The sequence below is a fragment of the Terrihabitans rhizophilus genome, assembly GCF_033898525.1.
Classification (GTDB): Bacteria; Pseudomonadota; Alphaproteobacteria; order Rhizobiales; family Methylopilaceae; genus Flaviflagellibacter; species Flaviflagellibacter rhizophilus.
In genome coordinates, this window is the sequence record NZ_JAXAFJ010000003.1 from 279,974 (window position 1) to 304,522 (window position 24,549).

25 protein-coding genes are annotated in these 24,549 nt (G+C 65.3%); 8 read left to right on the plus strand and 17 right to left on the minus strand.

The genetic code is table 11. The annotated features are described in order from the left end of the window. Nucleotides 1-3 precede the first annotated feature (3 nt). Both SCD90_RS07605 and SCD90_RS07610 read right to left on the minus strand, forming a co-directional pair. Nucleotides 4-1,215, minus strand: coding sequence for a type II secretion system F family protein (locus SCD90_RS07605; protein WP_319844049.1), 1,212 nt, complete (start codon nt 1,213-1,215; stop codon nt 4-6). Nucleotides 1,216-1,220: 5 nt separating this feature from the next. After that, complete coding sequence (locus SCD90_RS07610) at nt 1,221-2,888, minus strand: GspE/PulE family protein (protein WP_425265655.1); 1,668 nt, start codon at nt 2,886-2,888, stop codon at nt 1,221-1,223. Nucleotides 2,889-3,472: 584 nt separating this feature from the next. Here SCD90_RS07610 and gspD point away from each other — a divergent pair. From gspD to SCD90_RS07625, 3 genes are read left to right on the plus strand one after another with little or no spacing between them, the layout of a single operon-like run. Then, a complete protein-coding gene (gspD, locus tag SCD90_RS07615; protein WP_319844050.1) occupies nt 3,473-5,470 on the plus strand; it encodes a type II secretion system secretin GspD in 1,998 nt (665 codons plus the stop codon). After that, nucleotides 5,470-6,075, plus strand: a complete 606-nt coding sequence (locus SCD90_RS07620; RefSeq protein WP_319844051.1) for an A24 family peptidase — start codon at nt 5,470-5,472, stop codon at nt 6,073-6,075. The genes gspD and SCD90_RS07620 overlap by 1 nt, the downstream gene beginning before the upstream one ends. 17 nt (nt 6,076-6,092) lie before the next feature. Next, a complete protein-coding gene (locus SCD90_RS07625; RefSeq protein WP_319844052.1) occupies nt 6,093-6,620 on the plus strand; it encodes a tetratricopeptide repeat protein in 528 nt (175 codons plus the stop codon). Between the two features lie 111 nt (nt 6,621-6,731). On the opposite strand, the gene SCD90_RS07630 is transcribed toward SCD90_RS07625, so the two are convergent. Both SCD90_RS07630 and SCD90_RS07635 read right to left on the minus strand, forming a co-directional pair. After that, nucleotides 6,732-7,046 carry a YdeI/OmpD-associated family protein gene (locus tag SCD90_RS07630; protein WP_319844053.1) on the minus strand — a complete coding sequence of 105 codons (315 nt, stop codon included), beginning with the start codon at nt 7,044-7,046 and terminating at the stop codon, nt 6,732-6,734. Nucleotides 7,047-7,158: 112 nt separating this feature from the next. Next, nucleotides 7,159-8,043: an alpha/beta fold hydrolase gene (locus SCD90_RS07635; RefSeq protein WP_319844054.1), complete on the minus strand. Its 885-nt coding sequence runs from the start codon at nt 8,041-8,043 to the stop codon at nt 7,159-7,161. 144 nt (nt 8,044-8,187) lie between these two features. On the opposite strand from SCD90_RS07635, the gene SCD90_RS07640 reads away from it, so the two are divergent. Then, nucleotides 8,188-8,517, plus strand: a complete 330-nt coding sequence (locus SCD90_RS07640) for a hypothetical protein (RefSeq protein WP_319844055.1) — start codon at nt 8,188-8,190, stop codon at nt 8,515-8,517. A 146-nt stretch (nt 8,518-8,663) separates the two neighbouring features. Here SCD90_RS07640 and SCD90_RS07645 read toward each other — a convergent pair whose 3' ends face one another. The 5 genes from SCD90_RS07645 to SCD90_RS07665 all read right to left on the minus strand — a co-directional run bounded on the left by SCD90_RS07645 (nt 8,664) and on the right by SCD90_RS07665 (nt 12,706). Continuing rightward, entirely contained in the window at nt 8,664-9,392 is a 729-nt protein-coding gene (locus tag SCD90_RS07645) for a Crp/Fnr family transcriptional regulator (protein ID WP_319844056.1), read from the minus strand. Between the two features lie 272 nt (nt 9,393-9,664). Beyond that, nucleotides 9,665-9,871: a hypothetical protein gene (locus SCD90_RS07650; RefSeq protein ID WP_319844057.1), complete on the minus strand. Its 207-nt coding sequence runs from the start codon at nt 9,869-9,871 to the stop codon at nt 9,665-9,667. 78 nt (nt 9,872-9,949) lie between these two features. Next, nucleotides 9,950-11,311 (minus strand): protoporphyrinogen/coproporphyrinogen oxidase, encoded by a 1,362-nt coding sequence (locus SCD90_RS07655; protein WP_319844058.1) that lies wholly within the window; start codon nt 11,309-11,311, stop codon nt 9,950-9,952. A 23-nt stretch (nt 11,312-11,334) separates the two neighbouring features. Continuing rightward, nucleotides 11,335-11,751, minus strand: a complete 417-nt coding sequence (locus SCD90_RS07660) for a DUF3830 family protein (protein WP_319844059.1) — start codon at nt 11,749-11,751, stop codon at nt 11,335-11,337. Between the two features lie 28 nt (nt 11,752-11,779). After that, entirely contained in the window at nt 11,780-12,706 is a 927-nt protein-coding gene (locus SCD90_RS07665) for a dihydrodipicolinate synthase family protein (RefSeq protein ID WP_319844060.1), read from the minus strand. 195 nt (nt 12,707-12,901) lie between these two features. Between SCD90_RS07665 and SCD90_RS07670 the strand changes: the two genes are divergently transcribed. The 4 genes from SCD90_RS07670 (at nt 12,902) to SCD90_RS07685 (ending at nt 15,859) form a co-directional block, all read left to right on the plus strand. Continuing rightward, complete coding sequence (locus SCD90_RS07670; RefSeq protein WP_319844061.1) at nt 12,902-13,711, plus strand: transporter substrate-binding domain-containing protein; 810 nt, start codon at nt 12,902-12,904, stop codon at nt 13,709-13,711. Between the two features lie 69 nt (nt 13,712-13,780). Next, the gene (locus SCD90_RS07675) at nt 13,781-14,455 is read left to right on the plus strand and encodes an amino acid ABC transporter permease (RefSeq protein ID WP_319844138.1); all 675 of its coding nucleotides are present in this window, start codon (nt 13,781-13,783) and stop codon (nt 14,453-14,455) included. Next, nucleotides 14,455-15,150, plus strand: coding sequence for an amino acid ABC transporter permease (locus SCD90_RS07680; RefSeq protein ID WP_319844062.1), 696 nt, complete (start codon nt 14,455-14,457; stop codon nt 15,148-15,150). The genes SCD90_RS07675 and SCD90_RS07680 overlap by 1 nt, the downstream gene beginning before the upstream one ends. Further along, nucleotides 15,122-15,859 carry an amino acid ABC transporter ATP-binding protein gene (locus SCD90_RS07685; RefSeq protein WP_319844063.1) on the plus strand — a complete coding sequence of 246 codons (738 nt, stop codon included), beginning with the start codon at nt 15,122-15,124 and terminating at the stop codon, nt 15,857-15,859. Before SCD90_RS07680 ends, SCD90_RS07685 begins: the two co-directional genes overlap by 29 nt. 27 nt (nt 15,860-15,886) lie before the next feature. Here the strand turns inward: SCD90_RS07685 and SCD90_RS07690 are convergent, their stop codons facing one another. The 8 genes from SCD90_RS07690 to SCD90_RS07725 all read right to left on the minus strand — a co-directional run bounded on the left by SCD90_RS07690 (nt 15,887) and on the right by SCD90_RS07725 (nt 24,342). After that, entirely contained in the window at nt 15,887-16,549 is a 663-nt protein-coding gene (locus SCD90_RS07690) for a GntR family transcriptional regulator (RefSeq protein ID WP_319844064.1), read from the minus strand. Continuing rightward, nucleotides 16,546-17,973 carry a dihydropyrimidinase gene (gene hydA / locus SCD90_RS07695; RefSeq protein ID WP_319844065.1) on the minus strand — a complete coding sequence of 476 codons (1,428 nt, stop codon included), beginning with the start codon at nt 17,971-17,973 and terminating at the stop codon, nt 16,546-16,548. The genes SCD90_RS07690 and hydA overlap by 4 nt, the downstream gene beginning before the upstream one ends. Before the next feature lie 145 nt (nt 17,974-18,118). Further along, nucleotides 18,119-18,895 (minus strand): SDR family NAD(P)-dependent oxidoreductase, encoded by a 777-nt coding sequence (locus SCD90_RS07700; RefSeq protein ID WP_319844066.1) that lies wholly within the window; start codon nt 18,893-18,895, stop codon nt 18,119-18,121. A 17-nt stretch (nt 18,896-18,912) separates the two neighbouring features. Next, nucleotides 18,913-19,875: an NAD-dependent epimerase/dehydratase family protein gene (locus SCD90_RS07705; RefSeq protein ID WP_319844067.1), complete on the minus strand. Its 963-nt coding sequence runs from the start codon at nt 19,873-19,875 to the stop codon at nt 18,913-18,915. After that, nucleotides 19,875-21,341 carry an amidohydrolase family protein gene (locus tag SCD90_RS07710; protein WP_319844068.1) on the minus strand — a complete coding sequence of 489 codons (1,467 nt, stop codon included), beginning with the start codon at nt 21,339-21,341 and terminating at the stop codon, nt 19,875-19,877. Before SCD90_RS07710 ends, SCD90_RS07705 begins: the two co-directional genes overlap by 1 nt. A 4-nt stretch (nt 21,342-21,345) precedes the next feature. After that, nucleotides 21,346-22,650: a TRAP transporter large permease gene (locus SCD90_RS07715; RefSeq protein ID WP_319844069.1), complete on the minus strand. Its 1,305-nt coding sequence runs from the start codon at nt 22,648-22,650 to the stop codon at nt 21,346-21,348. Beyond that, a complete protein-coding gene (locus SCD90_RS07720; RefSeq protein ID WP_319844070.1) occupies nt 22,647-23,246 on the minus strand; it encodes a TRAP transporter small permease subunit in 600 nt (199 codons plus the stop codon). Before SCD90_RS07720 ends, SCD90_RS07715 begins: the two co-directional genes overlap by 4 nt. Before the next feature lie 52 nt (nt 23,247-23,298). After that, nucleotides 23,299-24,342: a TRAP transporter substrate-binding protein gene (locus SCD90_RS07725; RefSeq protein WP_319844071.1), complete on the minus strand. Its 1,044-nt coding sequence runs from the start codon at nt 24,340-24,342 to the stop codon at nt 23,299-23,301. Nucleotides 24,343-24,549: the final 207 nt, after the last annotated feature.

Consider the following 24,549-nt stretch of genomic DNA (forward strand, 5'->3'; position numbering starts at 1 on the left):
TACCTATCCGATGCTTTGGCTGACCGAGAGCAGTGCGGTCATGACGGAGACGATCAGTCCGCCCACGACCACGCTGATGGTGACGATGGCTGCCGGCCCGATGATCGCGGCGATGCGCGCGAGCGAACGCTGCAGCTTTTCCTCGTAGAAGTCGGCGATGCGGTCGGAGAGCACGGCCAACTGCCCGGTCTCCTCGCCGAGGCGCAGCATGCGGATCGCCATCGGTGGCAGCACGGAATCCTGTGCGAAAGCCTCGGACAGGCGAGCGCCGTGGCGCACGCGGTCGGTGGCTTCCGCCCACGCCGAGGCGTCGTCGCTTGCGGAGAGAACCTCGACCACGATGCGCAGGGCATTGGTCAGCGTGACGCCATTGCCGAGCAGGATGCCGAGGTTCCGGCAGAACACGGCGGACCGGCGATAGGCGAAGACCGTCCGCACGAGCGGCAGCCGGGCCGCCGTGCCGATGAGCGCCGCCCGGGAGCCTGCCCGGCGCAGGAGCACGAACAAAGCCAGCGGAATGGCCGCCGCGATCAATCCCATTTCGGTGGCATGCGCCTGCATCAGGTCCGACAGATCGAGCAGCATCTGCACGGAGGCATCGAGTTCTGCGCCCATGTCGCGCAGCACGGTCGAGAACTGCGGCAGCACGAACAGCAGGAAGAAGACGAGCACCCCTCCGGCGGCAACCAGCACGAAAGCCGGATATTGCAGCGCCTCCACCAGCTTGCGCCGCATCTCCTCGGCCCGCTTGCGCTCGGCGGCGAGCAGTTCGAGCGTCCGGTCCAGCGTGCCGGAGGTTTCGCCGACGCGGACCAGCGCCACATAAACGGGCGGGAACAGGCGCGGATGCGCGGCAACCGCCTCCGCGAAGGTGCCGCCGCCCATGACATCGGCACGAATGCGCCCGGCGACACGCTTCATGCGGCCGAGGTCGGAATCGTCCCCCAGCAGTTCCAGCGCCGTGTTCAGGCGGGCGCCAGCGCGGAGCAGCAGGGCAAGGTCGCGGGTGAACAGGGTCACGTCGCCGGCTTTGGGCGTGCCGCCGAAGGAAAGCCCCAACCGCTCGCCCGAAGGCGCGGCGGCCGCCTGCGTCTCGACAGGTACGAGGCCGAGGAATTCGATGCGGCGCGCCACCTCGTCGGCGCTCGCGGCCTGGATCGAGCCGCTGACCAACTCGCCGCCTTGCGTCAGGGCCCGGTAGGTGAAGGTCGCCATCGCCGTCACCTGAGCGTGGTGACGCGCAGGACTTCGGCCGGCGAGGTGATGCCGGCCCGGCACTTTGCCATGCCATCGTCGAACATCGTCGTCATGCCGCCGGCGACGGCCGCGCGGTCGAGCGCTGTGCCGCCGGATTTTTCCTCGATCATCTCGCGCAGCCTCTCGTCGAAGACGAGGATCTCGAAGGCGCCGACGCGGCCACGATAGCCTGCGCCTCCGCAGCGCTCGCAGCCATGGGGTTCGTAGACGGTCTCTCCCGGCTTGAAACCGACCGCCGCATAGCGTGGATCGGCGACGAGGTCGGAGCCGGTCAGCACGCGGGCACGACGGCAGCGTTCGCACAGCTGGCGCACGAGGCGCTGGGCGATGACGGCCCGGAGGACCGACTTCAGCAGGAAGGCTTCGACGCCGAGATCCAGCATGCGCGGCACGGCGGCCGCGGCGGTCTCGGTGTGCAGCGTCGTCAGGACGAGATGCCCCGTCAGCGCGGCGTGCACCGCAACATGGGCCGTCTCGGCATCGCGCACCTCGCCCACCATGATGACGTCGGGGTCATGGCGCACGAAGGCGCGCAAGGCGGTGGCGAAGGTCAGGCCGATCGAGGGCTTCACCTGCGACTGGTGGATGCCCCGGATCTCGTATTCTACGGGGTCCTCGATGGTCAGGATCTTGCGGCTGGGCTCGTTCAGCGCGGACAGGATGGTGGCCAAAGTCGTCGTCTTGCCGCTGCCGGTCGGCCCGGTCACCACGATCATGCCGTGGGGCAGGGTCATCAGGTCCGTCAGCTTGGCCTGGTCGTGCGCGGCGAGGCCAAGCTTCTCGACGGACAGCTGGCCGCGATCCCGGGGCAGGAGGCGGATGACGGCGGCCTCGCCGTGCTGGGTCGGCATGATGGCCACGCGCACGTCAAGCTCGTCGCGGCTGAGCTTGAGGCGCGCCGCGCCGTCCTGCGGCAGGCGACGCTCGGCGATGTCGAGGCCGGCCAGGATCTTGATGCGCGAGATGATGGCGCGCGGTAGCACGCCGGCAGGAGCCGTCACCGTGCGCAAGAGGCCGTCGACCCGCATCCGGACTTCGATGCCGTTGCGGAAGGGCCCGATGTGGATGTCGCTGGCGCGAAGTTCGATGGCTTTCTCGAAGATGTCGTTGACGGCGCGGACCACGGGAGCGCCGCTTGCGAGGTCCCGCAGGTTTTCCAGATCCTCGACCAGCGGCTCCACCGTGGAGGGCGCAGCCTCCTCCAGCGGGGCGTCAGCCTCGCCCAGCCGCTGGGCAAGAACCGAGGCGATGTCCTCAAAGGAGGCGATTGTCAGGGCAATCGTGGAGTCGAGCACGAGTTCTGCCGCGCGCGTCGCGGCCAGATCGCTGGGATCACCCGTCGCAAGGCAGAGCGTGCCGTTCGCGGCGCGGTACGGCATCACACCCATTTCGCGCAGGAAGCGCGTGGAAAACCCCGCGAGTTGCGGAGTAGCCGCCATCAACTGGGGCAGCGTTATCCTGGGCAGGCCATAGAAGAGCGCAACGAGATCGGCGAAGTCGCCGGCCGGGAGTTCCGTCGCTTCCCACGCCGCCCGCAGGCTCTGTACCTCCGACGTGCCAGCTTGCCCGGATGACAAGCCGCCAGTCTGAGCGAGGAAGCTCATGAAAGTGCCGGCACTGTGGATCGTCATCGGTCTGGACAGCCCGGCGCGGATGCTTCCACGCGATGTGCGTTAACTAATTAGCCGGGTGCTGCCGAAGCCGGACCCGCTAAACAGATGGGGCCCGTACCGCGTGTCCGGAGAGGCTCCGGGACTCGCGAGGTGTGCCACGCCCGGCATAATCCGCTCCGTCGATGAAGCTTTTGCGGCGTATCGATGACACCCGGGCAACAACGCATTCCGTTGCAGATTCAGCACAAATGCCCTGCGGGGGACGCGAGCGCTCGATCCAATAAATGTGTCACACAGCGCGGGTAAGGAGATGGATCGTTCGCGTATGGGGGGCGGCGCCTGACCCTGGCTAGATGCCGGGAACGACAGGTGCCGGGCTTGAAATGGGGAAGCAGTGGCCGAGCAGGCCCCGGCAAGTGCCTGGGGCATTAACCTTTGGTTGCCTGGCCGTTGCGCTCTTCGCGTTGGGGGGCTGCACCGCCCACAAAGCCAGCGAACCCAGTGGCCAAGGAGTTCTCGGCAGCATCCGCTCGCTCGATCTGTCTCCACGGGAGGTGCGTGGAGGCGCTGTCCAGTCCGCTCCAGGCGACGATCGCACGGCCGTGGAATACCAGTCGTCCAGCCTTGCCTATGCAGGTTCGGGCGGGCCCGTCTTCAAGGGCATCTCTCCCGCGAGCGGCGCTGAAGGCGAAGGCTACAATCTTGCCTTCGAGAACGCGCCCCTGACTGCCGTCGTGAAGGTGGTGCTCGGCGACATCATGGGCACCGCCTACATGATCGACCCGCGTGTGCAGGGCACGATCAGCCTCGGCTCCGGCCGCCCGATGCGGAAGCAGGATCTTCCCTTTGTGCTCGAAAACGCGCTCCGCACCAGCAATGCCGCCTTGCTGAGCGACGCGACGGGTTACCGTATCGTGCCCTTGGCGGAAGCCAGCGGCAGCGGATCCACCGATTACGGAACGCGAGTGGAGCCAGGGCATGGCATGTCCGTCATTCCCCTGCGCTACACCTCTGCGCAGGCGCTCATGCCGCTGCTCGACACCTTCGCCACCCGCAGCGGCGCCGTGCGATCCGATCCGGCGCGCAACCTTCTTCTCGTCCAGGGCACCGCAGCCGAGAGGCGCACGGCCATCGACACCGTGCTGCAGTTCGACGCCGACTGGATGCGGGGTCAATCGGTCGGCATCTATCCCGTGCGCAACAGCGCGCCCGACCCCATCGTCAAGGAACTGGAGAACCTGCTCGATGCCCGCGAAGGCGGGCTGAGCCAGAGCCTCGTCAAGTTCCAGGCGATCGGGCGGCTGAACTCCATCCTCGTGGTCAGCAAGAGGCCGGATCTGCTGCGCACCGCCGCGACATGGATCAGCCGGCTGGACCGCGCCGACGCCACGACCGGCGTGCGCGTCTACCGCATGAAATATGGCGACGCCAAGCAGACGGCGAGGCTCTTGAGCAACCTGTTCGTCGGCGGAAGCGGCGGTCTCGACACGGCCGAGAACCAGTTCGCGCCGGGCTCGGGCGAGGACGTCACCACCAGCGGCGCATCCGGCGACGGACCGCTCACGACCGAGGACAAGCTGGGCGTGGGCAAGAAATCTTCCGGCGCCAGCGTGGCTCCGGAGGCGGAGGAAGCGGAAGCCGATCTCGGCGACGGCGGCGGAAGCGGCCCGGGAGCCCTGCCGGGCGTGCGGATCACGGCCGACACGGCCAATAACAGCCTGCTGGTCTATGCCAGCCAGGAGCAGTACCGCACCATCGAGCGCACGCTGCTGCAACTCGACCAGCCACAGCTGCAGGTAGCCATCGAAGCCACGGTCGCCGAGGTGACGCTGAACGACGATCTCAGCTACGGCGTGCAGTTCTACCTCACCAGCAAGGATCTCGGGCTCGGGCGCAACAACGGTTCCGTCGGCAATACGCTTGCGAGCGATGTCTCGGGCTCGTTCATCAGCCAGGTCGTGCCGGGCTTCAACCTGCTGGCCGGGCCGCGCGGCCAGCCGCGCTTCATCCTGGATGCGCTGCACGACGTCACCGACGTGAAGGTGCTTTCCAACCCGTCGCTCGTGGTCGTCGACAACCAGACCGCCGTGCTTCAGGTGGGCGACGAGGTGCCGGTCTCCACCGGCAGCGCCACAGTGCTCTCGGGCAACAATACCGTCGTCAGCACCATCGAGTACAAGAACACCGGCATCATCCTGAAGGTCGTCCCGCGCGTGAACGTGAACGGCCAGGTCCGTCTGGAGATCGAGCAGGAGATCAGCAATGTCGCCAATGGCGGGCGCACATCCACGCTGACGCCGACCGTCTCGCAGCGGAAGGTCAAGAGCACGGTGGCTGTGACCGACGGACAGACGGTGCTGCTCGCGGGCCTGATCAGCGAGCGCCAGAATTCCGGCCGCAGCGGTATTCCCGTGCTTGGCAGCCTGCCGGGCATCGGCAGCGCCTTCTCGCACAAGAGCCGCTCGGGCCAGCGCACCGAATTGATCATCTTCATCCGGCCGCAGATCATCCGCGACGCGTTCGATGCCAGCACGGTCGCCGAGGAACTGAGGACGAAGCTGCGCGGCACGATGAACGCCGGCGGCCCGGGGCGCTTCTGATGACCTATCTGCCGGGCACATCAGGTGTGCGCCTGCCGCGGCTGCCGGCGGAGGAATTTCTGCGTTGGAGCCCGGTGGCCGCCGTCGTCCTGGTGGCGATGGGCGCGAGCCTCGCGACGGCGAGCGGGCTGCCCGGCCTTCTGGCGGCTTGCCTCGTTCCGGTGCTCGCGGCCATCGCCCTTGTCGATGGGCGGCGCTTCATCATCCCCGATGAACTGACGCTCGCCGCTGTCGTGCTCGGCTTGATCCATGCGGGGGCGACGGGCTGGACGGCAGGCGAGGGCATCGCGCTCGCAGTGCTGCGTGGCGCGGTGCTGGCGACGATGTTCCTGGCCCTCCGCGTGGGATACCGCGCCTGGCGCGGCCGGGAGGGGCTTGGGCTTGGCGACGTGAAGCTCGCCTTCGCAATGGGCGTCTGGCTCGACTGGCCGGCGATGCCGTGGGCCATCGACCTCGCCGCTGGTTCCGCGCTGGTCGCCTATGTGCTGCGCCAGAAGCTGGGCGGGCGGCGGCTGCGCCGTGCCGGACGGTTGCCCTTCGGCCTTTTTCTCGCGCCGGCCATCTGGGCGGGCTGGTGCCTGCAGAACTGGTTTCCACTGTCATGACAGCCGCAGCCAACAACATGTCCTTGCCTGCCCCCGCTCGCGCGCGGCTTTGCCGATTGCTCCTGCTTGCCGTGCTTGCGGCCTGCTCCACGCTCGGTGCGGCGCGGGCGGCCGACCCCGCTGCCCGCGTGTTCATCCCCTACGAGGCGCGCGAGCTTGCCGTAACGGTTGCCGAGACGGTGGTCCTGGCCAAGGCGGGAGATGCGCGCGCGCAGGGGCTGCTCGGCTACTTCCACGAATATGGAAGGGGCGTGCCGCAGGACTTCGTGCTCGCCGCGCACTGGTACACCTGTGCCGCCGAGGCCAGCGAGCCGACGGCGCAGTACCTGCTCGGCCTGCTCTTCGACAAGGGTCGAGGCGTGCCCCCCGACGTGATCATGTCGTACAAATGGCTGAACCTTGCCGCAGCCGGCGCAGGACGTGACGAGCGAGACGCCTATTCCAGGATCCGGAACTCCGTTTCCACGAAGATGAACGGCGCGCAGATCGCCATCGCCCAGGATCTCGCCCGGAACTGGGTGCCGAAGCGGCTGCCCTGCCGGTAAGCTCCGCGGCCTCTTGCGCTCGGCCCGGTGCTTCGCCTGCCGAAGCCTTGGCTCGTCGGGAGCATCTTCTGACGTGCCCCACGCGCCATGGAGCACGTCAGCAAGCCCGATTTAGCCGCCGCTTCCCTTTTTCCGATCTACCAAGACCGCCTGCTGCCATCGGCTCGGCGGCTTGTCCGTTCGATGGATGCAGCCCGCCCAGCAGCAGGGCCGTTTCTTTCCCTCCAGCAACTCCTCGCAAGTTCGCTGGATGCGGCGCTGGCGTGTCGCAGGCTGTTTCGCATCTTCGACCCAGCAGATGAATTCGTTGCGGCCGAGTGGCGTCAGCCCGTCCCAAAGGAGGAATGCGCCCCGGTTTGCCCGCACGGCGACCTGAAGGTCCTCAGGCGCCTGGTGAACCGTGCCATTCGGGAAAGTATCGGCCACGGACCCTCCGGATATTGCCAGCTAGGGCGGATTGCGCGGGCAGGGTTAAACCGGCTTTTGCCGAGATTGCACGCCCGTCCGGCAATGTACACGACTGGAATCAGGCATCTCTTCAGTTCTCGTCCCGCAGCCAACGGATGAGGCGAGCGTTGACGCGCTGCGGCTGGTCGAGGTGAAGCCAGTGGCTCGCGTCTTCCACGATTTCCAGCCTGCCGTTGTCGCAAATCGCCAGGCCTGCTTCCGCGAGATGCCGCTCCAGAAAGCGATCATGATCTGCCCAGAGGATCAGGGTGGGTGGAGCGAGACGGGCGGGCTCGCGGGCGCGCGGCCGTTTGCGTAACGCACGGTAGTAGTTGAGCATGGCCGTCAGCGAACCGGGATGCGCCCAGGCTTCGGCGTAATGGTTCAGGGCGCCCGGCTCGAACGTATCCGCTCTGGCGCTTCTCTTCATCGCCAAGAGAAGGCCGGCGAAGCCGAAGCGGCCCAGCATGGCCTCGGGCAGCCATGGCAGCTGGAAGAACGCCACATAGCTGCTCCTGAGCGCCTGCGTCGGATGCCTAAGAGCCTGCTTTCCCAAGACGTCCGGGTGCGGACCGTTCATCAGCACGACACGGTCCAGCCGGTCGGGATATCGCGCAGCCGTCCACCACCCTATCACCGCACCCCAATCATGGCCGACGAGGTGGAAGCGCCGGGCTCCGTAAGCCTCGGCGAGGGCGATCACATCCGCGGCCAGCGTGTCGAGATCGTAGGAAGCGATGTCCTGTGGCGCCTCGCTCTTGTTGTAGCCCCGCATGTCCGGAACAACCACATGGTAGCCGGCCTCCGCCAGGGGCGTGATCTGATGTCTCCACGCCCACCAGAACTCGGGAAAGCCGTGCAGCAGGATCACCAGCGGCGCCCCCGCTGTGCCCGCCTCGATCACATGTAGTTCAACATCGTTCACGCGCCGGAGGCTTTCACGCCAGCCCGGCTGAAGCAGATCCCCCTTGTTCATGCTGATACCTCTCTGAGGGTGGAGGTGTTTGCTTCCAGGATGCCGTTCGCGCTGCCGCCTCTGTACGCCTTGCGGCCAGCTCGCACCCTGGGGAACTCCTCTTCCTTAACGGGATTGTCCAGCTACCCTCCAAGGAGACAGACCATGAAGAAGTTCCTCCTCATTCCTGCTCTTGCCATGTTCGCAGCGGCTCCGGCCCTTGCGCAGAACCCGTCGGCCGCTAACCCGGCCAACTCCGATATCGGCCGCAGCCAGACCACCAAGGATGGCGCCCGGGCGTCTTCGGAACAGGGTCGTGCGGGAACCGTCACGGAACAGGGCCGTGCGTCGACCGCGACTGAAGCAGGCAGCCAGGGCACCGTGTGCACCGCCGGCTCCGGTGGGTGCACGATTCCGGGTGAGGTCGGCGGCGTCGATCAGGATGCCACCACCAGCGCTACGCCGCCCGGACCGGCAGCGGGCGGTACCAACTAAGACTGAGTCCTCGAAAGATCAGACATCCCCGCAGGAGCGGGGGTGTCTCACCGCCGCCAAAGGTGCGCTCCACCTCGCGCGAACGCTTTCAGAAAAACCTGGCCGTCCCCAAGGTATCCGGCCACGAATGTTGGAAGCCCATCCCCTCATCCGCCTTGTAGATGAAGATAGGCCGGGTCGAAACCTGCCGCATCCTGCAGGCCTTGCCAGTCCTTTACGATCACCCGGTGTCGCGACAACTCGACCAGACCTTGGTCGCGAAGATCTGTCAGCGTCCGGTTGACGTGGACGGCGGAAAGGCCGGTCGCGTCTCCAAGTTGCTCCTGAGTGACCGGCATGTCGAAGGATTGGGCTTCCGCAAGCCCGACACTCTTCATCCGCGTAAAGCTTTCGCACAGCAGGTGGGCCAGCCGGCCGAAAGCCGTCCGGCGCCCGACATTCGCAACCCACTCCCGAAAGATCGCTGCGTCGACAAGCGTGTCGCGCCAGAAAGCGTCGGCAATCCGAGGATGGGCGTGGAGGAACGGGCGCAGGACCTTGTGGGGAATGAACGCCGCCTTGCTTGCACAAAGGGTCATCAGGCCATGATCCATCACGTCGAGATGAAGACTCTGCAGGTCGGGTATGTCGCCTGCGATGTGGAACGAGAGGATCTGTCGTTTCCCTTCATCCAGCATCTTGTAGCGAAAGGCATGACCTTCGAGGATCAGGCAGCATTGAATGGGGCTGTCGTGCTCCCGAAAGACGTCGTGCCCGGCCCCTATTTCTCTGGTCATGAAGGGCAGCGTGGCAAGGGCGTCACGTTCGTCTTGCGGGAGCTTGACGATCGTCTCGAGCCTGCGGATCAGGACATCCGTGACGGAACTGGCAGCCATCACCGCACTCCTGTTAGCGGGAGTGCGCCTGTCACTCAGTCGCCGCATACGCTTGGGGAAGGGCGCGGCGATGAGGGGATGATAGAGGGCTGGTGGAGTAAAAGCCCATAACAAATAGCAATTCGCGGCTGCAAATGACCATTGCTTCTGCGTGGAATGGTCTGCGACCCATGGCCTGGGGTCAGGAACGCTCAGCTTGGACCTCGAAGCCTCGCCGTTCCTGACCCGGTATGGTTTATGGGCGATCGCTCTCAGCAACGCCCCGACGAGCGCTAGTTGTTGGTGTCGTCGGGCTCAGTCTCGTCGCCCACAGCCGCATCGTCTTCATCTTCGTAAAGCTCGTCGATCGCATCGACGATGGTGTCGACATCTTCCGGGGAGGCGCTAAAGCGAAGCGTCTTTCCGTCATCGGTTTCGAACATGAAGATGAATCCTTCATCATCGTCCTCGATGATCCGCAGTCCCGCAAACTTCGCCATATCGAACTCCTTGAACAGGGTGAATATAGCTGGCGCGAAGCGGGTTGAACAACGGACGCCGATGGGCTCCTGCCATTCTTAAGGGGCTAAGGCGCCCGCGTCCTCGCGGAGGAGCGCAAGAATGCGATCGGCGCACTCACCTGCTGTTGCGATCGCCGCGTCCATGCATGGGAATTCGAGATAGTCGCCTGCCAGATGCACGGGGCCGAGATCACGGGTGAGGGCGGGCTGCAGTTCGGCGCGCCCCGGGAACGAGTAAGGGGCGCCGAGGGGCCAGCGTTGCACCTTTATCTCGCGCACCACCGCACGCGTGCCGGGGAAGAGGCGGTCGAGATCGGTGAGGAATGCGGCCGCGATGTCCTCGTCGCTGCCCTTCATCAGTTCCTCGGCGCCGCGCGCGCCCCGGAACAGCATCAGGCTGCCGCCCCTCTTGCGGGTGCCTATGCGCAGCGTGCTCGCCATGTTGAAGAAGACCCCGAAGGACAGGCCGGGCGTGGCGATGGCGTAGCTGTTGTCCCACGGCATGGGGCCGGTTTCATCGGTCAGGACGGCGGCCGAGAGGAAGGCGCCGTAGCGGATTTGGCCGAGAGCGCTTCGGGTGTCTTCCGGAAGGCCGCGCACAATGCGGTGCGTGACGTTCGCGGTGGTCGCGACGATCACATGGCGCGCCATGGCCCTGCAGGTTTCGCTGCCGCGTACATAATCGACAACGACGTGTCCGCCGTGGGCTTCAATGCACGTGACTTCGGCTGAGGTGACGATCCTGTCGCCGAGCTCTCGCGCGATGGCTTCAGGCAGACGCGACGATCCGCCGAACAGGTTGCGGCCGAAGGAATGCTTGGACCAGACCTGCCCGAAACTGGTGAGGCCATATCCGGCGGCCATGACGGTGGGATCGGCGGCCGTGCGCTCCGTGATGGTGCGCAGCATGAGATCCACCTCGGGCGTCAGCGTCCCGACATAATCCGCAAGCGTGCGGGCATTGTCGAAGGACAACTGCCGGACACGGCGGGCGGCGGGATCCTCGCCGGGGACCTTCTGCTGAACCGCCAGAAGGCGCATCACCCCCGTGCGCAGCTTCAAGCCCATCTTGATGAAGGATAGCCGGGAGCGGAGCCCCAGAGGCAGCCGCAACGGAAAGGTCTCGGAGCGCCCGCCAGCCACCAGCTTGCCGTGCATGGCGATGCCCATCCGGTCGCCCGGGATCGGCCGCGCGTCAAGGCCCAGTTCATCGGCAAGTCCGCCAGCCGGTGAGGACGCCTCGCCGAACAGATGTCCCCCGAAGTTGAGCCAGTACTCGCCGCGCTGTTCGGACTTCAGGCGTCCGCCGACCCGGCTGTCGGCCTCCAGCAGCAGCACGTCGCGGTGCCGCAGCCGCCAGGCGGCGCTGAGGCCGCCTATGCCGCCGCCAACGATGATGACGTCGTGGATCTTGGACACGCCGGTTCTTTCTGAAGTGACGATCAGCCTATGCGCTCGAACAGGATATCCTGCGCGCCGTTCCAGAGCGTCATCTTGCCGAGCTTCTCGAGATTTTCCCCGCCCTTGGTGATGGTCAGGAAGTGGTTGCCGGCGAGCTGGCCCATCTTGCTCGCGAAGCAGACGCCGCCATAGGCGAGCAGCAGTTCCGTCTCGCTGAAGCCGCCGGGATAGAGGATGAACTGGCCGGGGGCCGGGAAGCTGGTCGCGTTCTCGAAGCCAAGACCGAAATCAGTCTCGCCGAGGGGAATCCAGCAGCCTTCGCCGCTCCAGCGCACATGGATGATGCGCTCTTTGTAGGGCAGCAGGCTCAGGAACAGCGCGCAGGTCTTCGGCGCGGCCTCTTCCTCAAGCCGTCCCTCGAACTCGAAGGGGCCTGCAGTGATGCGGATCTGGGTCATCTTCATTCTCCGTATGCGGGCATGGAGGTCACGCGAGTGCGTGATCGAGCGCTTTTTCGAGTGCGTCGACTTCACGCCTGGTCGATACGAACTGGGGAGGGCGGAGCACGTCGTTGTCCAGCTTGCCGAGCAATTTCAGGCAGGTCTTCAGGCGTGCGGTCGCGCGTCCGCCCGGAGCATCCCGATAGATCGCGACCGATAGCGGGTACAGCCGCTCATGCACGCGGCGGGCTTCCGCCCAGTCGCCGGCCTGTGCCGCTGTCCAAAGGGCGATCGTCAGCTCAGGGATGACGGCGGCAAGCGAGACCTGGCTGCCCGCGCTCCCGATCATGTAGCAGGTCAGCAGGTGCTCATCGCCGGAGCCCAGCACCTTGAAATCCGGCCTCTGGGCGTGGAGAAGGCGCAGATTGGCCTCGTAGGCCGCGACCTCCCAGCTGCCGTCCTTGATCGCCACGATGCGCGGATCCTCGGAGAGGCGGGAGAGAAGCCCGGCCGAATAAGCGAGGGCACCGGCCCCCACCGGGGCGCCGTAAAGCATCAGGGGCAGAGTGCTGGCGTCGCGGACGTGCTGATGATGGAGGATGACGCAGTCTTCGTCGTGCCCGAGCGCCCAGCTGTTCGGCGGGAACACCAGGAGCCCGTCGGCACCGGCGTCTTCCAGTTCGCGTGCCTCATGGGCCGCCTCAAGGCTCGATTCCTGGTTTACGCCCGAGACGATCAGCGTGCCGGGCGCGATCTCGCGCGCGATCTCCACCACCCGGCGCTTCTCGGCGCGCGTGAGCACGAAGTTCTCGCCCGCATGACCATTGAGCAGAAGGCCGTTCATGCCCTTCACCTGCGTCACATCCGCGATGTGCCGGGCAAGGCCTTCCTCGTCCAGCGAGAAGTCGGGGCGCATCGGCACGATTGTCGCTGCGTGAATGCCTGTGATGCGGTCCGTAAACGGTTGCGGCATGTGGGTCAGGTCCTCGAAGAAGGTGCAAGATGCATGGCCAGCCAGAGGCGGACTGCCCAGGAAAGCGGCGGCGCGCATTTCTTTTGCACTTTACACGGCGGCAATATGTATACAGATTGTGGACGGTCAGGCAACGGCCTGAGCTTGAACTTTGGATGGCGTGCCCACCACTGTGTGGCGAGGAGAACCGGACCGATGCTGAAGAAGCTTGCCCTTTTCGGCGCTATTGCCCTCACGGCGTTCGCCACCACACTGGCGCCAGCCTCCGCCCGCACGCTGGATGAAGTGATCTCCTCCGGCACCATCCGCGTGGGCGTGAACCCCACGCTGCCGCCGCTCGGCAAGTTCGACGAGAAGAACCAGATCGTCGGCTTCGATGTGGATTTCGCCACCGAGATCGCAAAGATGCTCGGTGTGAAACTCGAGGTCGTGCAGGTCGGGTCGCCGGACCGCATCCCCTTCGTGGTCTCAGGCAAGATCGACTTCGTGATGGGCGCGATGACGCGCAATCCGGAGCGCGCCAAGGTCATCGACTTCACGGTGCCCGCGCACACGGAAGTTCTCGGCATCCTGACGACCGAAGGTCAGGAATACAAAGAGTGGAAGGAGATGGATAAGCCGGAGGTCACCTTCGTGCAGGTCCGCGGCTCCACCCCGGTCAAGTTCATCGAGGAAAACCTCAAGAACGCAAAGGTTACGCTGCTCGACAATTATCCCGATGCGGTCCGTGCGCTGGCGCAGGGCCGTGGCACGGCGATGATCGACGTCATGGACTTCATGGGCGAGCACATGGAGAAGCACCGCAACACGAAGTGGAAGATCGTGGAGACGCCTGTCGACGTCTACTATTGCGGTCTCGGCGTCGCGAAGAACTCGACGGGCCTGAAGGACTGGCTGAACGTCGCGGTGTTCGAGATGCATCGGCGCGGCAAGACGGCCGAGATGTGGAAGAAGTGGTTCGGCATGGACATGATCGAGCCCGTCCAGGTCTCCCCGTACTTCTGATCCCTGGATGGTGGATGCGTGCCGGCCGGTCGTACTGGCCGGCACGTCTCAAGCTGAGCGGACCGCGTGATGGGCTATGTCCTGCAATATGGCCAGATATGGCCCTACCTGCCCCGCCTGCTGGACGGGGCATGGCTTGCTCTTCAGATCGCCGTGCTGGCCTTCTGCGGCGGACTGCTCATCGGCACGCTGGGCGCGGCGATCAAGAGTTTCGGGCCGCGCTGGCTGTCCATGATCGTGGGCGCCTACGTGACCTTCTTCACGAACACGCCGCAGCTCGTCCAGATCTTCTTCCTCTATTTCGCGCTGCCGGACGCGGGCATCCTGCTGTCCTCGTTCAATGCCGTCCTGCTTGGCATGACGCTGAACGCCGGCGCCTACCTCACAGAGATCCAGCGCGCCGGCTTCGAAAGCTCCCGCCGCTCGGAACTTGAAGCCTCGGAAGTGCTTGGCTTCTCCCGGCTCCAGCAGATCCGCTACGTCATCCTGCCCCATGTGGCGCAGGTGCTGTTCCCTCCTTTGTCGAACCACTTCATCATCATGACGCTCGGCACCTCCATGGCCGCCGTCTTCGGCGTCGAGGAACTGACGGGGCAGGCATTGAACATCAATTCGATGACGTTCCGGTCCATCGAGGTCTTCACCGTGACGGCCGGGATCTATGTGGTTCTCACGCTGATCGCCTCGGTCCTCCTGGCGGCGTTCGGACGGTTCGCCTTCCGCGCACGGACAAAGCTGATCTGATGCTGTCGCAGATTGCCTATGAGTGGCCGGAATTTGCCACCTACTACAACTGGGTGTTCCTGGCGGGGGCGGCCGGCACCACGCTCGCGCTCTCCGCGCTGGGCGTCATCCTCGGAAGCGTGTTCGGCCTGCTCTTGGCCGTGGCGCGCATCTCTGATGGGCGGCTGTTGCTGCCGCTGCGCGTGCTGGCCTTTGCCTTCACCGAGATCTTCCGCCGCGTCCCGTTCCTCGTGACCTTGATGCTGGCGTTCTTCGGCTTTCAGATCTTCTTCAGCGATGTGCCGCTCTTCGTGGTGGCGGCGGTGACGACCACGTTCATCGCGTCCGCCTTCCTGTCCGAGATCATCCGCGGCGGGCTGAATTCCGTGCACCGCAATCAGTGGGAAGCGGCGGAAGCCATGAACTTCTCGCAGCTTCAGACCATCCGCCACGTGATCCTTCCCCAGGCATGGCGCGTGATCCTGCCACCGGCCTTCGGCTTCTTCGTCATGTTCATCAAGGACACGGCACTTGCGTCGCAGATCGGCGTGGTGGAGCTGACCTATGCGGCCAAGGTGCTGAACAACAAGGGCTTCTCCGCCGCGCTCGCCTTCGGGGTGGTGCTGCTCATCTACTTCGCCATTTCCTATCCGCTCGCGCGCCTCGGCGCTGCGCTGGAGATCCGCCTTGCACCATCTCGACATCACCGGCCTTGAAGCCCGCTACGGCAAGAACACCGTTCTTTCCGGCATCGATCTCAGTGTCGCCCGTGGGGATGTGATCGGGCTCATCGGGCCCTCCGGCTCCGGCAAGAGCACGATCCTGCGGGTGGTGATGGGGCTTCTGCCGCCCGTCAGCGGCTCGGTGAAGCTCGACGGTCAGCCGGTGGACTATGCAAAGGCCGCGGATGTGCGCCGCCTGCGCGACCGCATCGCCATCGTGTTCCAGCAGTACAACCTGTTCCAGAACATGAGCGTGTTGCAGAACGTCACGATCACGCCGACCAAGATCAAGAAGCGGCCGAAGGCCGAGGTCGAGGAGGAGGCGAGGGTGCTGCTGGCGAAGGTCGGCCTCGGCGACAAGCTCGACTCTTATCCCGACCAGCTTTCAGGCGGCCAGCAGCAGCGCGTCGCCATCGCGCGCGCCTTGGCGCTGCGCCCTGAAATCCTGCTGCTCGACGAGGTGACGGCGGCGCTCGACCCGGAGCTCGTCTCCGAAGTGCTGGACTCGATCCGCGTGCTGGCGAACGAGGGCATGACGATGATGATCGTCTCGCACGAGATGGGCTTCATCCGCGAAGTGGCATCTCGGGTGGTGTTCATGGCCAGCGGCAAGATCGTCGAAACCGGGCCCGCAGCGCAGATTTTCGATGCACCGACGCAGCCCCGCACCCAGGACTTCGTCTCCAAGATCCTGCGGCACTGAGGAGCGCCGCACCTCCGCGTTGCGCGCTCAGCGCACGGTGGCGATGGCGAAGTCGCCGATGCTGCGGATGTGGTTCTGCACGGCGCGGCGGGCAGCCTTCGCGTCTTCCGCCTCCAGCGCCTCGAGGATCGCAAGATGCTCGGCCGAGTCCGGCTCGACACGATCGGCGAGGCGGGCGATCTCGAAGAGGCGCGTGGTCACCCGCAGGCTGCGCACGACTCCGGCGAGAACTTCGTTTCCGCTGTGCCTGTTGAACAATTCGTGCAGGTTGTCGTCGGAGCGCCAATGGGCATCGGTGTGGTAGCCGGTCGCGTCGCGCAGTGAATTGATCTCGGCGCGCACTTCGGCCAGTTGCTGAAGCGGAATGTGCCCGGCGGCCATGGACGCAGCCTCGGGTTCCAGGATCTCACGGACCCGCAGGCTCTGCAGGTATTCGCCGAGGTCGACATGGCGCACCTTGAAGGAGCGCCCATTGCCTTTCACGACAAGACCTTCGCCCTCCAGCCGCTGCAGGGCCTCTCTCAAGGGCGTGCGCGAGATGTTCAGCTGGTCGGCCAGCCGGGACTCCACGATGGTCTCGCCGCCGCGCAGCCGGCGCCCGCGGATAAGCTCGGCCACCGACTTGTAGGCGAGGTTCGAGAGGTTCTCGGTGCGGCCTCCGGCACTCCAGTCGCCGGGCGCCTCCGTCATCGGGCTGAACTTTCATCCGGGCGGACGGCGAAGGGCGAACGCTCACGCGGAAGATACTGGCCGTGCGCCTTGTCGCCTACAAGCTCACCGCCCTGCATGACCACACGTCCGCGCACCAACGTGGTGACAGGCCAGCCCACGATTTCACGTCCTTCATACGGCGTGTAGTCCGCGCCATCCTGCAGCATTTCGTGGCGCAGCGTCGCGCGCTGTTCGGGATCCCAGATCGCGATGTCCGCGTCCGCTCCGACCGCGATGGTGCCCTTGCGAGGATAGAGCCCGTAAGTCTTCGCGGGGTTCGCGGCGGTGACGGCCACGAACTGCTCCAGCGTCATGCGCCCCTTCATCACGCCCTCCGAGAACAGGACGGGAAGGCGAGCGCCCACGCCGGGAATGCCGTTCGGCACCCAGCGGAAGCTCGTCCGTCCCTTCGGCGTCAGCTTTCCCTGCTCGTCGTCATAGCGAAAGGGGCAGTGATCCGATGAGAACACCGAGAACACGCCGGTGCGAAGGCCTTCCCAACACGCTTCCTGGCTTGCGACATCGCGCGGCGGTGGCGAGCAGACATATTTGGCGCCCTCCATGCCGAGACCGTCGAGATCGTCTTCGGTGAGCACGAGGTATTGCGTGCAGGTCTCGCCAAGGACCCGCAGGCCCTTCTGCTGCGCCCAGCGGATCTGCTCCATGGCCTCGCGGTTGGAGACGTGGACGATCATGACCGGCACGTCGACCAGTTCCGCCAGCGAGATCGCCCGGTGGGTCGCCTCGCGCTCGACGACGGAGGGGCGCGAGGTCGCGTGATATTTAGGAGCCGTCCGGCCCGCCTTCTCCAACTGCTCCGTCATGTAGCGGATGGCATCATGGTTCTCGGCATGCACCATGACGAGCGCGCCGGTTTCGCGTGCCACGCCCATGACGTCGAGGATCTCGCGGTCGTTGAGCTTCAGATCGTCGTAGGTCATGAAGATCTTGAAGCTGGTATAGCCGTCCTCGACCAAAGCCGGCAGATCCTGCCCCAGGAGCTGCTCGTCCGGCTCGCTGATGATCAGGTGGAAGCTGACATCCACATAGGACTGGCCATCGGCCTTGGCGTGATAGGCCTTCAGCGTTTCCCGGAGCGGCGTTCCCTTTTCCTGCATGCAGAAGGGCATCACGGTCGTCGTGCCGCCGGCTGCCGCCGAGCGAGTGGCGGTCTCGAAGTCATCCGCCATGACAATGCCGCCGCCGCTGGGCTGGGCGATGTGGACATGGGAATCGACGCCGCCGGGCAGCACGAACTTGCCCTCCGCGTCGATCATCTCGCGACCCTTGAGGTCCGTGCCCAGCGCAGCGACCTTGCCGTTCAGGATCCCGACGTCACACCGGGTGCGATCTCCTGCTGTGACAACCACACCGTTGCTGATGACGAGATCATACACGTTCAAAACTCCCTAGCGGCCCGTGTTCGATATGTATGCAATTCGAGCGCAGTTAGGAAGGCTGCAGGAATGAGCCTTCTTCGAGTTGGCGCCCGGGAGAGGTCGGATGCGAGAACGCTGGCTAAACGCTCGCGCCTGAAAAGCAGGATGGTCAGGCAGCCATCCATCCGCCGTCGACGAACAGCGTGTGGCCCGTCAGGAAGGTCGCCTCGTCGCTGGCCAGGAACAGTGCGGCATTCGCAACATCTTCGGGCGTTCCCAGCCGGGGCCAGGGCGTGCGTTGATGGGAATACTCGATCCACTTGGGCTCTACGGCACGGCCGCCCTTGCCGGTCAGGATCTTGCCCGGCGCAACCGCATTGCAGATGATGTAATCGCGGGCGTAATCGGCTGCGATCTGGCGGGTCATATAGGCATTGCCGGCCTTGCTCACGCCATACGCAAAGTCTTCGGGCGCGCTGATATGGCCATGCTGCGATGAGATGTTGATCAGCCGCCCGCGCGCTTCGCCGACGATCTCCTGCGTCAGCATCTGCCGCACGGCGGCACGGGCGCACAGATAGGCGCCCTTCAGGCTGACATCCATCACGCGGTCCCAGTCCTCTTCCTCGGTTTCCGCGAGCGGCTTGCCGGCACGCAGCACGGCGTTGTTGACGAGGATGTCGAGTCGGCCGAAGCGCCCGACGGTTTCACCAACGAGCGCGTCCACCTCGGCCTTGCTGGAGACGTCGGTCTTGAGGAAGAGCGCGCTGCCGCCTTCCTCCACGATCACGTCGCAGACCGGCGCACCTCCCTCGACGGCCTCGGTGGTGATGTCCGCCACGACGACATGAGCCCCTTCCCGGGCGAAGCGGCGGGCCATGGCGCGCCCGATGCCGGAGGATCCTCCCGTGATGATCGCGCTACGGCCTTCAAGACGCTTGGTCATGGTGATGTGCTTTCAGCTCAGATGGGCTCGAAGGCATCGAGCCAGGTCAAGGTTTCGCGTGCGGCGCGCAGGATCGGGGTGCGGTGTGCCGGACAGGCCGCGTCGAGGCGGGCATTGTCGAGCGCCGGCCGGTCGGTTGCGTAGTTGGTGCGCAGGGTGGAGCGTTCTGGATCGATAGACCACGCGAAGCCGGGGATCAGATCCTGCAAAGCCCGGCACCAGTCAACGAGCGTGCTGATGTCGCCGCCGCCAAGGTTGAAGACATCGCCAGCGAGATCGGGGCAGGACAGGACGCCGGCGATGCGGCGGGCAGCGTCCGGCGCATAGAGCCAGTCCCCGCGCATCTCGCGCGGCAGCACGCAGGGTGCTCCCGTCCGGGCTGCCCGGGCGATCTGGTGGTGTGGGCTCAGCACGTCGCGTGTGCCGGACGCGCGTTCCCAGGGTCCGAACAAGGGACCAAGGCGCAGGATGCGCAGATCCTGCTGGTTCAGCACGGCCAGCCTGCGCATTGCGAGTTCTGCGGACAGTTTGCTGATGCCGTACAGCGCCGAGGGCTGCATGGCGTTTTCGGCCTCATCGAAGCGCCCATTGGCTGCCGGCGCGGCGTCTCCGTAGGCCGAGATGGAGGACAGATAGACGATGCGGCGAAGGTCGTGCCCCGCCGCCGCTTCCATCAGCCGGCAGGAGCCAATGACGTTGATCTCGAGGATCTCGCCCGGGGAGGTTCGCTCCCTCAGCGCATCCGGCGTGACGGCGGCACCATGCACGGCATGCGTGACATCGTGGTCCGAGAACGCGCGCTTCAAGGCGTCCGCATCCCGGATGTCTCCCTCGACAAATGTGACGCCGTCCATCCAATCCGCATGGAAAGGTGGCCGGGCGCGGTCATAGCCGATGACCCCGTGGCCTTCGGCGACCAGCGCCTCGCAGGTTGCAAGCCCGACAAAGCCGGACGCGCCGGTGACGAGGACGCGGCCCATCACGTCTCTGCCGCGTAATGCTTGCGGACCGCATCGACGATGGTCTCGGCCGCGCTGCTGGCGGTTGGGTGCCGGCTTCGTGCACGCATGGCCGTGACGGCGGCATCGGTGCGTGCGGCGTCTAGTTGTTCGCTGGATGCACCGCGCCGGTAGCAGACCTGACCCTCGACCATCGTCAGAGCGATGTCGCGTCCGCAACCGCGTGCCAGAACCGCATCCAGCACATCGGCCTCGGCTTCGAGATAGGCACCGCGCACATTGGCGAGGTCGAGAGCGATCAGGTCCGCTTTCATGCCTGGCCGGAGAGCGCCGATCTCCTCCTTCAGGAACGCAGCTGCCGCTCCTGCCTCGGTCCCGGTGCGCAGGAGCCGCCGGGCTGCGTGCTTGGCATCGGCTCCCGGTCTCCGCATCAAGAGCCCACCAAGCCGCAGTTCCGAAAGGTAGTCCTCGTTGTCGTCCAGCGCGCAATTGTCGGTGCCGAGCGCGAGTTCGACGCCGGCGTCCAGCATGGCGCCGAGAGGCGGCCCACCATTGAAGAGCCGCATGTTCGAACCGGGATTGGTCACCACGACAAGCCCGAGCCTCGCTGCATCTGCGATGTCGCGTGGGCCCGCGTGTACGAAGTGCGCCGCACTTGCCGGAGCCGTGAAGACACCAAGCGTTTTGAGGTGGGCGAGGGAGCCGCCGGGGTACAGCCTCCCGGCACAGGCGGACTGCACCGGAGATTCCAGCAGATGAAAATGCAGGCCGACCCCGATCTCGGCCGCGTCGCGTGCCAGCGCACGCCACGCCTCGTCGCTGACCCATTGCGGTCCCGCAGGGCCGTAGGCGAAGCGCAGTGTGGGATGGCCGCGATATTCGGCGCGCAGCCGGGCCATCAGGTCCAGCGTTTCGGGCAGCGGCAGATAGGCCGGGGGCGCCGCCTGCAGCAGGGACCGGGCGTCATGGCTCAGCCCCGCCGCGAAAGCTGCTTCATCAGCCGGCGGATAGACCAGTCCGCCACGGTCGGCATAGCCGACGCAGATCGTGGCCCGCAGGCCCGTTTCCTCATAGGCCCGGATGGAGCCCCTGAGTTCGGCCTCGTAGTCACCCGTGGCGTAGCTGTAATTGGCATGGAGGGTCGCCGTGACGCCGTTCGCCAGCATCTCCAGCGCCGCCAGCCTTGTGAGGGCATAGCTATCGGGGCTCCCGCGGCCACGGCGGCGTGCGATCCACGGCTCCAGCGCGTCGTCCGGATAGCCGAGCTGGATCTGGCTAAGGCCACGTCCGTGCTGGTGGGCGTTGACGAAGCCGGGCAGGATCAGGGCATCGCCGAGCAGGGTGCGGGTGCTGTCTGGATAAAGCCGGCGTAGATGGTCGACGGACCCGGTCTCCACGACCCGTCCGTGCTCCACGGCTACGGCCCCGTTCTCAATCACCGGCGCATCCGCGTCGGTGATCAGGAATGCGGCTTCCAGGATGTGCATCGCTTTACTGGAACAACTGCTGCGGCAGCCAGAGCGCGATCTGCGGCCAGACGATCAGCAGGCCGGTGAAAGCCAGCATCAGGACGACGAAGGGGATCGAGCCGTAGATCACGTCCATGATCGAGCCGGTGCCGCGCACGCCCTGCACCACATAGAGGTTCATGCCGATGGGTGGCGTGATGAGGCCGACTTCCATCATCAGCACCAGGAAGATGCCGAACCAGACCGGATCGATTCCGAGATGCACGACCAGCGGGAACACCACCGGCAAGGTTGCGATCATCATGGAAAGGGTTTCCATGAAGCAGCCGAGGATCAGGTAGAACACGATCAGCAGCAGGATGATCTCGATGGGCCCTGCGCCGGTTTGCGAGACCATAGTGGTCAGCGCCTGCGGAATCCCCAGCACGCCGATCACGAAGTTCAGGAACTGCGCGCCCACCATGATCAGCAGGATCATGGAGGAGATGCGCACGGTGGCGATCATGCTCTCGTGCAGCAGCGCCATGGAGAAGCGGCGCTTCGCGACCGCGACCAGCAGCGAGCAGATGACGCCGATGGCCGCCGACTCGGTGGGCGTGGCCCAGCCAAGATAGATCGTGCCCATGACGACGACGAAGATCACGAAGGGCGGGAAGATGTCGCCGAGGCTCGCGATCTTCTCCGACCAGGACCGCGAGGGGAGGGCAGGACCCGCGAGTTCCGGCCGCAGAACGCACATCACGGCGATCAGCATCATGAACAGCGCGGTCAGCAGCAGGCCCGGAACGACGCCGGCCGCGAACAGCTGGCCGATGGAGGTGTTCGTCATCGAGCCATAGATGATCATGTTGATCGAAGGCGGGATGAGGATGCCGAGCGTGGCGCCGGCGGCGATGGAGCCGGTGGTCAGGCGCGCATCGTATCCGCGCTCCTTCATGATCGGCAGGGCGACCGTGCCGATCGTGGCGGCGGTGGCGACCGACGAGCCGGAGACCGCGGCGAAGATGGCGCTGGCGCCGATATTGGAGTGCAGCAGCCCGCCCGGCAGCCGGTTCAGCCAGTCGGACAGGCAGCGGTAGAGGCCGTTGGCGACGCCGGAACGCACCAGGATTTCGCCGAGGAACACGAAGAGCGGGATGGCCGTCAGGATGAAGTCGTTCTGCCCGCTCCACATCTGGTTGCCGAACCCCATGAGGGTCGGCCAGCCCAGGAATGCCCAGGCTCCGACGAAGGCGGTGAGGAACAGGGAGATGGCGACCGGAAGGCCGATCATCATCAATCCGAGCATCATCAGGAAGCCGATGCCGGCTCCGGTCACGCCGATCATGGCTTGATCGCTCCCGTGTTGTCCTCGGTGATCACGGTTTCTTCCTCGATGATCTCGTCGAGCGTCTTGATGCCGTAGAGGCGGTTGAGGCGGCGGGGATCGCGCAGGATCAGAAGGGTGCTGTGCACCGCGATGGCCGTGGCGACCACGCCGAAAAACAGAAGGCCGACGAACCAGATCCCCTGCGGCTGCCACAGGGGCGTCATCAGCGGGGTGCCCGAGAGCGACTGAAACTCGAGGCTCTCGTCCAGCGTCGCATAGGCGCGCCACGCCATGAACGCGGCCATCACGGCGATGCACCACGAGGAGACAAGGTTCAGCAGCGACTGCGTGCGCCAGCCGACGCGCTCCACCAGGATCTCGACGCGGGTGTGGGCCCGCTCGATCAGGGCGTAGGAGAAGCCGAAGGCCGCGAGGATCGCCAGCACATAGCCGCCGAACTCGTCGCCGCCCTGAAGCGAGATGTTCATGAAGCGCCGCAGAAGGATCTCGGCGGTGACGAGGATGGCCAGTCCCAGCAGGAGGTAGCCGGCGAGCAGGGCCAGAAGCCGGGCAATCGGCGTCAGGGTCTTCAGGACAGGATTGTCTGCGTTCATGGCTCGTCCCGCGGAAAAAAGGGGCGCCGCTTCTTGGGCGGCGCCCCCCATGTCACTTGATGGTCAGGCCCGCGGCTGCGCCGGCCGTCTTGTTCCAGTTCTCTGAGCACTGCGGGTCGACTGCGTCGCAGGTCTTCTTCCAGATCGGGAGGACCGTGCTCTCCGCCACTTCCTTGATCTTCTGGCGGTCGGCGTCGGAGATCTCGACAAGCTTCATCGAGAACTTCTTGTGGCCGGAGCAGCTGTCCTGCCCCGTATTGCAGGCAATTGCATCGTCGTTCGCAGATGTTGCGAGCTGCCAGAACTGGTCCTCGAGCGCCTTGAACTGCTCGGTCAGCTTCTGCTGCTGCTCAGGCGAGAACTTCTTCCAGGTGTTCAGGTTGATGAAGTGTCCCTGCACGGAGCCGGACACGGCCAGCGGCAGGAGATGCGTGGTCACTTCCGGCCAGTTGCCGGTGTTGCCGGATGTCGGCGAAGTCACGCCGCAGGAGGCGACGCCGCGCTGCAGGGCCGGATAGACCTCCGAGAACTGCAGGGTGACAGGCGTGGCGCCGAGATTTTCGAGCATCGCCGACATGGACGGGGTGAAGGAGCGCACCTTCAGGCCCTTGAGGTCTGCCAAGGTCGTGATGGGGTGATTGCAGTAGAACACCTGCGGTCCGAACGGCCACAGGGTGAGCACCTTGGCGTTGAAGCGCTTCTGGAGCCGCTCGTCGAACGCCTCGCGATAGGCGTCCACGACCTTGCGCAGCGAGGCCATGTCGGGAGCCACGCCGATGAGGTCCACACCTTCGAAGAAGGGATCGTCGCGCGAGGCCATGCCGATCTGCACCGACATGACATCGAAGGATCCGCCCCGCAGCATGCGCAGCGCATCCGGAGCCTTCACGCCCACGACGTCCATGGGGTTGTAGTTCATCTGGATCGGCACGCCGGACTTCTCGCCGAGCTCACCGAAGAAGGCGCGCTCGATGTCCACCTGCTTGTTGTTCTGGGAGAAATTGCCGGCAACGCGCAACGGCGTCTGGGCCGAGGCGAATGTGGTGGCAGCAAGCAAGGCCACGGCAGCCGCGGCGAACGGTATAGCCCTTCTCATCAATCAGACCTCGCGCTTTTTGAATTCATAATGGCTGCATACTTGCAGAGCTTTGCACGGACTGAAACAGGAAAATTTAAGCACGGCCCGCCGAGGTGCCGGCTCAGGACGCGTGACTAAAAGTTTTGCCGACAGATGCATCTTTAGGCACTTTCAAGAGTGGTGTACCCGTTAAATCCGGCTTTGCGTACACGATCTTCGGCTTGT